The following is an 8,014-nucleotide window of genomic DNA, read 5'->3' on the forward strand; positions in this document are numbered from 1 at the left end:
CTCCCGGCCCGCGCCGCCGCGATCCGCGCCGCCAGCCGCACGTTGCCCCGCACCGCCGCCAGGTTGGCGGCCAGGGAGGCGCCGTCGGTGTGCCGGACCAGGTGGTCCAGCAGGAACGGGGTGACCGCCTGCCCCGTGACGCCCTCCTCCGCGCACGCGCGCAGCGCCTCGGCGAGGACCCGCGCGTGCACCGCGGGATCCAGTTGCTCCTCCTCGGGCACGGGGTTGGCCACGATCAGCGCCGACGCGGGCCCGCCCAGCGCGTCCTGGGCCCGCATGACGTCGGCCACCTGCGCGGGCGTGTCCAGCCGCCAGTCCACGGGGTGGCCCGAGTCGGACAGGTAGAAGCCGGGGAACCGGTCCGTGCCGTATCCGGCGACCGCCACCCCGAGGGTCTCCAGACGCTGCAGCGTGGCCGCCACGTCCAGGATCGACTTCACACCCGCGCACACCACGGTGATCCGGGTCCGCGCCAGCAGCCCCAGGTCGGCCGACTCGTCCTGTGTCACGGTCCATTCCCGGTGCACCCCGCCCAGCCCGCCCGTCGCGAACACCCGTACGCCCGCCAGCGCCGCCAGCAGGGCGGTGGCCGAGACCGTGGTCGCCCCGCTCGCCCCGCAGGCCGCCGCCAGGGCGAGGTCGCGGTGGCCCAGCTTGCGTATGCCGTCCTCGTTGGCGACCCGCTCCAGCTGTTCCTTGTCCAGGCCGACCCGGGGCACGCCGTCCAGCACCGCGATGGTGGCGGGCACGGCGCCCTCCTCCCGCACCGCCGCCTCCAGCTCCACGGCCACCTGCAGATTGCGGGGCCGGGGCAGCCCGTGCGCGATGATCGTGGACTCCAGCGCCACCACCGGCCGGCCCGCGTCGAGCGCCTCCCGTACCTCTCCCGACAGCCTCAGCACCACGTGCCCGCCTCCCGTCAGCCGCTCCTTCCTCATCTCTGGCGACCCGCGCGCCCGGTCAAACCCCTTGCACGTCGGCGCGGGCATCACCCAGCCTGGGAGCCATGACGGACCACACGGCACGCCTCGACCACGTCGTCCTCTGGGTGCGCGACCCCGTCGCCGCCGCGACCTTCTACGCGGAGGCCGTCGGGCTGGAACCGGTCCGGCTCGCCGAGTTCTCCGCCGGGGCGGCCCCGTTCCCCTCGGTGCGGGTCAACGACGAGACGATCATCGACCTGATGCCGGCGGAGATGGCGCGGCGCATGACGATGCTGCCCGGCGCCGCCGACAGCTCGGGCCACCCCGTCAACCACGTGTGCCTGTCCCTGCCGGCCGCCGGCTTCGACGCGCTGCGCAGCCGTCTGGAGGAGCGCTCCGTGCCCCTGACGGACTTCTCCCACGACTCCTTCGGCGCGCGCGGCCCCGCGAAGCGCAGCTTCTACTTCCGGGATCCGGACGGCAACGTGTTCGAGGCGCGGCACTACGACTGACCCGCCGCGCCCGCCCCGGGGGGTGCCGGACGAACCGGTCAGAACAGCGGCTCGGGCAGGACCCCCTCCAGGGCCAGCAGCCGCCGCTTGGTCTCCAGCCCGCCGCCGAAGCCGCCGATCCCGCCGTCGCTCTCCACGACGCGGTGGCAGGGCACCACCACCGGCAGCGGATTGGCACCCATCGCCATGCCCACGGCCTGGGCGCCGCCGGGCCGGCCCACCCGCCGTGCCAGGTCGCCGTAGCCGACCACCTCGCCGTACGGCACCCCCGTGGCCAGCTCGCGCAGGACCGCCCGGTTGAAGCCCGAGATCAGCGACCAGTCCAGCGGCACCTCGAAGTCGTGCCGCTCGCCGGCCAGATACGCCTCGACCTGGCGTATCGCCTCGGCCAGCAGGGGAGAGCCGGGATCCTCGACCGGTGCCGCGCCGAGCCTCGACGCCAGCCGCTCCAGCGCGCGCTCGCGCACCGGGCCGGTGGCGTGGAACACGACGTTGACCAGGCCCGCTCCGGTGGCGGCCAGCAGCAGCGGACCGATCCCGGTGTCCACGACGGCCCACACCGGTGGCTGCCCGTCCCGCGCATCACTGCTCATGCGGAACACCGTACGACCCGCAACTGACAACCGGGGGCGACAGCGGGCCCGCGGCCCCCGGCCGGACCGTCCGACACGCGGCCGGGGCCGGCGCCCCGGCCGCCCGCCTCCCGGAGCCTGCCGGGCCCGGCCGGCTCAGCCGCCCACCGCGTCCCGGACCACGTCCGGCCTGTTGCTGATGATGCCGTCGACGCCGTACCCGGCGACCCGCCGGGCGGCGGCCGCGTCGTTCACGGTCCAGGTGAGCACCTGCATCCGCGCGCCGTGCGGCCCGGCGAAGGACTGCACGGCGGCGACGTAGCCGCTCGTCAGGGAGGAGTGCGTCGGGTTGATCTGGTCGGCGAACGCCGCGTACCCGGGCAGGTCCGCCACCGGCGGCGTGCCGAGCAGGCCCGTCTTCACGGCGGGCTTCAGCTCGTGGACCGTGCGCACACTGGCGGCGTCGAAGCTCTGCACGACCAGCCGGTCCCGCACGTGCTGCCGGTCCAGCCAGCCCTCGTTGCTGAGCACCTTCAGGGTCTCCTGCTCGATGCCCGGGTACAGCTCGGGGTTCTTGAGCTCCAGCAGGAGCTTCTGGCCGTGCTTCTCCACCCGGCGCACGAACTGCTCCAGCGTCGGCACGCGCGTGCCCGCGTAGGACGGCGAGAACCAGCTGCCCGCGTCCAGGCGGGCGATCTCCGCGGCGGTGAAGTCCTTCACCTTCCACGGGGACCGCCCCGGGAAGACCTCCTCGGCATCGGTGGTGCGCCGCAGGTTGTCGTCGTGGACGACGACGAGGGTGCCGTCCTTGGTGCGCTGTACGTCGTTCTCCACCCACTCGATGCCCAGCGCCGCCGCCCGGTCGACGGCCGCCAGCGTGTTCTCGGGCGCGTAACCGGAGGCGCCCCGGTGGGCGACGACGACGGGAGCCCCCGCCGGGGCGGCCCCCGCGGGGGAGACGGGGAACAGGAGGGCGGCGGCCCCCAGGAGTGCGGTGATCGAGGCGGCGACCGGGCGCGCGTGCATACGTACTCCTCACGTCCAGCAATGGGAACGTCACGGACGGTTCCACTGTGACACCGGACGGCCGACGTGAAAGGTGCACAAGGTGGCCACAGAATGAACGCGACTCCTCCCACACCGCACACCACTGGCGCACAACTGGGGCAAGGGCGTGTTTCTTTACCGGAAAGTCGTTCGACCATTCCGGTGGAGGTCATACTCTCTGCGTCAACCCTGGCCGCCGGTGCGGTCCTGGGAGGGGGGTCACAACAGGAGTTCCAGGGCGAAACAGGGCGGGAAGGGCAGCCGCGCATGCAAGGCACGGTCGACGGTTTCAACTACGGTCTGGTCACACCGCTGGTGGCCTACCTCATGGCCTGCCTCGGCAGCGCCCTGGGACTGCGCTGCACGGCCCGGTCCCTGACCGCGTCCGGGCCCCGGCGCACGGCCTGGCTGACCCTGGGCTCGGCGGCGATCGGCTCGGGCGTGTGGACCATGCACTTCATCGCCATGATGGGCTTCACCATTGAGGGCACCCCGATCCGCTACGACCGGGCGATGACCTTCGCGAGCCTCGCCGTCGCCGTCGTCATGGTCGGCATCGGCACGTTCATCGTCGGCCACCGGGGCGCGGCCGGCACCGCCCTGTTCACCGGGGGCACCATCACCGGGCTGGGCATCGCCTCCATGCACTACCTGGGCATGGCGAGCATGCACCTCGACGGGACGCTGGAGTACAACACCCTCCTCGTCGCCGCGTCCGTCGTCATCGCCATGGCCGCCGCCACCGCCGCGCTGTGGGCGGCCGGCCAGGTCAAAGGGTTCCTGTGGAGCGTCGGCGCGGCCCTCGTCATGGGTCTCGCGGTCACCGGGATGCACTACACCGGCATGGCCGCCCTGGAGGTGCACGTGCACGGCACGACCGCCCCCGCCACGGGCGAGTCCGCGGCCGCCCTGCTGGGGCCCATGCTGATCGGGCCGCTGGCCTTCCTCTGCCTCCTCGGCCTGCTGGTGGTCCTCGACCCCCTGGTGATCACCGGGCGTCCCGCCCCCGTGCCCGCCGAGCACCGGCCGGGCATCCCGGCCCACCCCGACCTGCACCATTCCCCGGCACGCCACCGGCCCCGCGCCCGCGGACCCGTCGAACACCGCGCCCGCACCCCGCAGAACCGCTGACCCGCCGTACGCGGGCCGCCCGGGCGCCGGTCCGGGCCCGTTGTCAGTGGCGGGTCGTACGGTTGATGACATGCGGCCCGTTTCCCACATCGAACGCACGGTGGCGCCCTTCGAGGTCGTCAGCCCCTACCAGCCGAACGGCGACCAGCCGGCGGCCATCGCCGACCTCGCCCGGCGCATCGAAGCCGGTGAGAAGGACGTCGTGCTGCTGGGCGCGACCGGTACCGGCAAGTCCGCCACCACCGCGTGGATGATCGAAAAGCTCCAGCGCCCCACCCTGGTGATGGCGCCGAACAAGACGCTGGCCGCCCAGCTGGCCAACGAGTTCCGCGAACTCCTGCCGAACAACGCGGTCGAGTACTTCGTCTCGTACTACGACTACTACCAGCCCGAGGCGTACGTCCCGCAGTCGGACACCTACATCGAGAAGGACTCCTCGATCAACGAGGAGGTCGAGCGGCTGCGGCACTCGGCGACCAACTCCCTGCTCACCCGCCGGGACGTCGTCGTGGTCGCGTCCGTGTCCTGCATCTACGGCCTGGGCACCCCGCAGGAGTACGTGGACCGCATGGTCCCCCTCCGCGTCGGCGACGAGGTCGACCGGGACCAGCTGCTGCGCCGCTTCGTGGACATCCAGTACACGCGCAACGACATGGCCTTCAGCCGCGGCACCTTCCGCGTCCGCGGGGACACCATCGAGATCTTCCCGGTGTACGAGGAGCTGGCCGTCCGCATCGAGATGTTCGGCGACGAGATCGAGGCGCTGTCCACGCTGCACCCGGTCACCGGCGAGATCGTCAGCGACGACCAGCAGCTCTACGTCTTCCCCGCCTCCCACTACGTCGCCGGCCCCGAGCGCATGGAGCGCGCGGTCAACGACATCGAGAAGGAGCTCGCCGAGCGCCTGGCCGAGCTGGAGAAGCAGGGCAAGCTGCTGGAGGCCCAGCGGCTGCGCATGCGCACCACCTACGACCTGGAGATGCTCCGCCAGATCGGCAGCTGCTCCGGCGTCGAGAACTACTCGATGCACTTCGACGGCCGCCTGCCCGGCTCCCCGCCCAACACCCTGCTGGACTACTTCCCGGACGACTTCCTTCTCGTCATCGACGAGTCCCACGTCACCGTCCCGCAGATCGGCGCCATGTACGAGGGCGACGCCTCCCGCAAGCGCACCCTCGTCGACCACGGCTTCCGGCTCCCCTCCGCCCTGGACAACCGTCCGCTGAAGTGGGAGGAGTTCCAGGAGCGCATCGGTCAGACCGTCTACCTGTCGGCCACCCCCGGGCAGTACGAGCTGTCCCGCTCGGACGGCGTCGTGGAGCAGATCATCCGCCCCACCGGCCTCGTCGACCCGGAAGTGGTCGTCAAGTCCACCGAGGGCCAGATCGACGACCTGGTGCACGAGATCCGTACCCGCGTCGACAAGGACGAACGCGTCCTGGTCACCACGCTCACCAAGAAGATGGCCGAGGACCTCACCGACTACTTCCTGGAGCTCGGGATCCAGGTCCGCTACCTCCACAGCGACGTCGACACCCTCCGCCGGGTCGAGCTGCTGCGGGAACTGCGCAGCGGCGAGTACGACGTCCTCGTCGGCATCAACCTGCTCCGTGAGGGCCTCGACCTTCCGGAGGTCTCCCTGGTGGCGATCCTGGACGCCGACAAGGAGGGCTTCCTGCGCTCCGGCACGTCCCTGATCCAGACCATCGGCCGCGCCGCGCGCAATGTCTCCGGCCAGGTCCACATGTACGCCGACAAGATCACCCCGGCGATGGAGAAGGCCATCGACGAGACCAACCGCCGCCGGGAGAAGCAGATCGCGTACAACCAGGAGAACGGCATCGACCCCCAGCCGCTCCGCAAGAAGATCAACGACATCGTCGCCCAGATCGCCCGCGAGGGCGTCGACACCGAGCAGCTGCTCGGTACCGGCTACCGCCAGCAGCGCAAGGACGGCGGCGGCACCAGGACGCCCGTGCCGGCCCTCGGGGGCAAGGCGGCCAAGGGCGCGAAGGGCGGCCGGGGCAAGGCCGCGGAGAGCGTGCCGACGGACCGCCCGGCCGCCGAGCTCGCCGGGCAGATCGAGGAGCTCACCGCCCGCATGCGGGCCGCCGCGGCGGACCTCCAGTTCGAGATCGCGGCCCGGCTGCGCGACGAGGTCTCCGAGATGAAGAAGGAGCTGCGGCAGATGCGGGAGGCGGGCCTGTCCTGACCCGCGCGTGACGGCGCCGGCCCGCGGCGGAAGGCGGCCGGCGCCCCCGCCGTCCCACCCGCCGCGGCCGGGCACGGGCTGTGTTGCAAGACCGACACAAAGTGCGCTCCCGGGTACGTCACTGTCAGTGCCCCTGCGTAGGGTTCTCGACAACCGCGGCTTTCGCGGCAACAGGGGACGTCCGAGAGGGGAATCAGCGCGTGACCGTCAACATGACCAAGGGTCAGGCCATCAGTCTGCAGAAGAACGACGGCGGCAGCCTGACCGCGGTGCGCATGGGTCTCGGCTGGCAGGCGGCTCCCCGTCGCGGCCTGTTCGGCTCGCGCACCCGGGAGATCGACCTGGACGCCTCCGCCGTCCTGTTCGCGGACAAGCAGCCGGTCGACGTCGTCTTCTTCCGTCACCTCGTGAGCGACGACGGCTCCGTGCGCCACACCGGTGACAACCTCGTCGGCGGGGTCGGCCAGGGCGGCGACGACGAGGCCATCCTCGTCGACCTGTCCCGCGTCCCGGTCCACATCGACCAGATCGTCTTCACCGTGAACTCCTTCACGGGCCAGACCTTCCAGGAGGTCCAGAACGCCTTCTGCCGCCTGGTCGACGAGACCAACGGCCAGGAGCTGGCCCGCTACACGCTGGCCGGCGGCGGCGCCTACACGGCCCAGATCATGGCCAAGGTGCACCGCGCGGGCACCGGCTGGTCGATGACGGCCCTGGGCAGCCCGGCCAACGGCCGCACCTTCCAGGACCTGATGCCGGCGATCCTGCCGGTCCTCTAGGCCGGTCTTCCGGATCACTCCGACCCGGATCGCCGGCGCCTCGACAGTGCCGGTGAGCCCCGCGGCCCCGGGGTGATCCGGAAGACACGGCCCCGGTCCTCGTGCCGGGGGCGGCGGAGCCCGGCGGACCACACCACACACGCGACACAGGGGGAAGAAGGCGATGACGGCCGAGCTGGTGCGGGGGCAGAACCACCCGCTGTCCCGGTCCCGTCTGGAGGTCCGGGTCTCGGCCGGCACGCCGGTCGTGGCCTCGGCCGCGCTCGGCGACGCGTCGGGCCGGATCCACGGCGTGGACTGGGTCGCCCACCCGGGCGCGCCCACCCAGCCCGGCCTCGAGGTGTCCCGGCAGGCGGCCGCCGACCACCGTCTCGCGGTGGACCTGGACGCCATGCCGGACGCCGTGCACCGCGTCAGCGTGCTGCTCGCCCTGCCGTCCGCGGGCGGCGGACCGGGACCCGTCCGGTTCGGCGCCGTCGCGGCTCCCTTCGTCGCCGTCACGGGCCTGGACGGCACCGAGATCGCCAGCTACACCATCACGGGCCTGGACAGCGAGACGGCCGTCATCGCCCTGGAGCTCTACCGGCGGCAGGACGCCTGGAAGGTGCGCGCGATCGGCCAGGGATACGCCGGCGGCCTCGCCGAACTCCTCACCGACCAGGCCCTGCCCGAGGCGCAGCAGCTCGCGGCCGACATCCACCGGGCCACCGCCCGGTCGCTCGCCCGCTCCGTGCAGGCCCCGCCGCCCCGCCCCGCGGACGGCGACCGGTCCCGCCAGGCCGCCGCCCCCGCGCTCGGCCCCGACCAGGGCGGCACCGCGGCCCGGAGCACCTCCGGC

8 protein-coding genes are annotated in these 8,014 nt (G+C 72.5%); 5 read left to right on the top strand and 3 right to left on the bottom strand.

Annotated elements, in window-relative coordinates:
- On the bottom strand, window positions 1-905 hold a 905-nt coding region (locus G3I53_RS09905), incomplete at its 3' end, for a pseudouridine-5'-phosphate glycosidase (RefSeq protein WP_164438226.1).
- Window positions 906-1,006: 101 nt separating this feature from the next.
- Between G3I53_RS09905 and G3I53_RS09910 the strand changes: the two genes are divergently transcribed.
- The gene (locus G3I53_RS09910; protein ID WP_164337732.1) at window positions 1,007-1,435 is read left to right on the top strand and encodes a VOC family protein; all 429 of its coding nucleotides are present in this window, start codon (window positions 1,007-1,009) and stop codon (window positions 1,433-1,435) included.
- Between the two features lie 38 nt (window positions 1,436-1,473).
- Here G3I53_RS09910 and G3I53_RS09915 read toward each other — a convergent pair whose 3' ends face one another.
- Together G3I53_RS09915 and G3I53_RS09920 are read right to left on the bottom strand one after the other, a co-directional pair.
- On the bottom strand, window positions 1,474-2,028 hold the full coding sequence (locus G3I53_RS09915) for a methylated-DNA--[protein]-cysteine S-methyltransferase (RefSeq protein WP_164337733.1): 555 nt from the start codon (window positions 2,026-2,028) through the stop codon (window positions 1,474-1,476).
- Between the two features lie 135 nt (window positions 2,029-2,163).
- Window positions 2,164-3,033 carry a glycerophosphodiester phosphodiesterase family protein gene (locus G3I53_RS09920; protein ID WP_164337568.1) on the bottom strand — a complete coding sequence of 290 codons (870 nt, stop codon included), beginning with the start codon at window positions 3,031-3,033 and terminating at the stop codon, window positions 2,164-2,166.
- Between the two features lie 288 nt (window positions 3,034-3,321).
- Here G3I53_RS09920 and G3I53_RS09925 point away from each other — a divergent pair, with 288 nt between their 5' ends.
- The 4 genes from G3I53_RS09925 to G3I53_RS09940 all read left to right on the top strand — a co-directional run.
- Entirely contained in the window at window positions 3,322-4,185 is an 864-nt protein-coding gene (locus G3I53_RS09925) for an MHYT domain-containing protein (protein ID WP_164337569.1), read from the top strand.
- 70 nt (window positions 4,186-4,255) lie between these two features.
- The gene (uvrB, locus tag G3I53_RS09930; RefSeq protein ID WP_164438227.1) at window positions 4,256-6,397 is read left to right on the top strand and encodes an excinuclease ABC subunit UvrB; all 2,142 of its coding nucleotides are present in this window, start codon (window positions 4,256-4,258) and stop codon (window positions 6,395-6,397) included.
- Between the two features lie 200 nt (window positions 6,398-6,597).
- Window positions 6,598-7,176 carry a TerD family protein gene (locus G3I53_RS09935; RefSeq protein ID WP_164338487.1) on the top strand — a complete coding sequence of 193 codons (579 nt, stop codon included), beginning with the start codon at window positions 6,598-6,600 and terminating at the stop codon, window positions 7,174-7,176.
- Between the two features lie 163 nt (window positions 7,177-7,339).
- Window positions 7,340-8,014: TerD family protein (locus G3I53_RS09940; RefSeq protein WP_164438228.1), on the top strand; the 675-nt coding region annotated here is incomplete at its 3' end.

The sequence above is a fragment of the Streptomyces sp. SID14436 genome, assembly GCF_010548465.1.
GTDB lineage: Bacteria > Actinomycetota > Actinomycetes > Streptomycetales > Streptomycetaceae > Streptomyces.

Bases quoted from the DNA above. Each gene is read 5' to 3' on its own strand.
- uvrB (WP_164438227.1), top strand. From the start codon at position 4,256: ATGCGGCCCGTTTCCCACATCGAACGCACGGTGGCGCCCTTCGAGGTC.
- G3I53_RS09920 (WP_164337568.1), bottom strand. From the start codon at position 3,033: ATGCACGCGCGCCCGGTCGCCGCCTCGATCACCGCACTCCTGGGGGCC.
- G3I53_RS09910 (WP_164337732.1), top strand. From the start codon at position 1,007: ATGACGGACCACACGGCACGCCTCGACCACGTCGTCCTCTGGGTGCGC.
- G3I53_RS09925 (WP_164337569.1), top strand. From the start codon at position 3,322: ATGCAAGGCACGGTCGACGGTTTCAACTACGGTCTGGTCACACCGCTG.
- G3I53_RS09915 (WP_164337733.1), bottom strand. From the start codon at position 2,028: ATGAGCAGTGATGCGCGGGACGGGCAGCCACCGGTGTGGGCCGTCGTG.